Source organism: Paenibacillus sp. BGI2013, assembly GCF_002843485.1.
GTDB lineage: Bacteria > Bacillota > Bacilli > Paenibacillales > Paenibacillaceae > Paenibacillus > Paenibacillus amylolyticus.
In genome coordinates this window covers 1-1,287 of sequence record NZ_PJFA01000034.1, presented here as the reverse complement: position 1 = coordinate 1,287, position 1,287 = coordinate 1, and the positions used below count along the sequence as shown (strand labels likewise).

2 protein-coding genes are annotated in these 1,287 nt (G+C 45.8%); both read left to right on the top strand.

Going from position 1 to position 1,287, the window contains the following annotated elements; translation table 11 throughout:
• Positions 1 to 69: 69 nt before the first annotated feature.
• A complete protein-coding gene (locus CXK86_RS31740) occupies positions 70 to 387 on the top strand; it encodes a transposase (protein WP_074094933.1) in 318 nt (105 codons plus the stop codon).
• An 11-nt stretch (positions 388 to 398) separates the two neighbouring features.
• Complete coding sequence (locus CXK86_RS31735) at positions 399 to 1,262, top strand: IS3 family transposase (protein ID WP_101315139.1); 864 nt, start codon at positions 399 to 401, stop codon at positions 1,260 to 1,262.
• Positions 1,263 to 1,287 lie beyond the last annotated feature (25 nt).

Below are 1,287 nucleotides of genomic sequence, written 5' to 3'. Positions count from 1 at the left end.
TGGAGCTAGAATAAAAAGTGGACACCCGTTAACGGACGGAAGGATAATAAGACTAACGGAGGTGTCCACATGGGAGAACAGCGGCAACGATATAACGAAGAATTCAAAAAACAAACGGTCAAATTCATTCAAGAGCAGACGAAGACACTTGGAGATTTGGCAGAAGAACTCAACATTCCAAAAAGTACGTTGCACCAATGGATGAGTAAGTACCGCGAACTAAAACATGAGCCTGTTGCCAGCGTAGATCGAGTGAAGGAACTGGAAGCAGAGCTTCAAGAGATGCGCCGGTTGCTTCAAGAGAAAGATCACACGCTTGCGGATACACAAGAAGAACTGGCGATTGTAAAAAAAGCAGTGCACATCTTCAGCAAACCAAAGAGCTAAGATTTCAGTTTGTGGAAGATCATCGCTCCGAGTTTTCTTTGGAGAAGATGTGCAGAATCTTTCAAGTATCACGGAGCGGATATTACAAATGGCGAATGGACCGAACCAGCATGCGGCAGAACCGTAAAGACGAGGTCATGAAGCGTATTCGCTATCATTTTTACGACCACCAGATGCGGTGTGGAAGCCCTAAAATTACGTATCTGCTCCATTTAGAAGGGCTGCGAATCTCTTCACGTACCGTCAGTATATACATGCGTCAAATGAATCTACGTTCTGTGGTCATGCCCAAATATCGCGTTCAGACGACGGATTCCAAACACGACCATCCCCTTGCGCTAAATACGCTGAATCAGCAATTTAAAACGTCCAAACCGAATAAGGTATGGGTTACCGACATCACCTACATTCCTTGCCGAGGAGGTCGTCTATATCTCGCCAGCGTTCTGGATTTGTGCACACGTGAAATTGTAGGCTGGCGTCTATATAACCATATGGAAACCAGTTTGGTGATGGGTGCACTGGAGGAAGCTTATAAGGCTAAACGCCCCGCTCGGGGATTACTCCATCACTCGGATCGCGGCTCTCAATACACGTCAAAAGAATACGTGGAGCAACTAAAATCATACGGAATGGAATCAAGCATGAGCCGTCGAGGAAACTGTTATGATAACGCCTGTATTGAGTCATGGCACAGTATTTTAAAGAAGGAACTCATTTACTGCAACCCTCGTTTTAAGACGCCGGAAGAGGCGTATACTGCCATCTACCAGTACATTGAGTTCTATTACAACCGCAAGCGAATGCATGGCGCGCTAGGGTATCTTTCCCCTGCTCGTTTTGCGATGAAATTTACGGACAAATCCGCAGCGTAGTGTCTACTTTTTTGACATAGGTCCA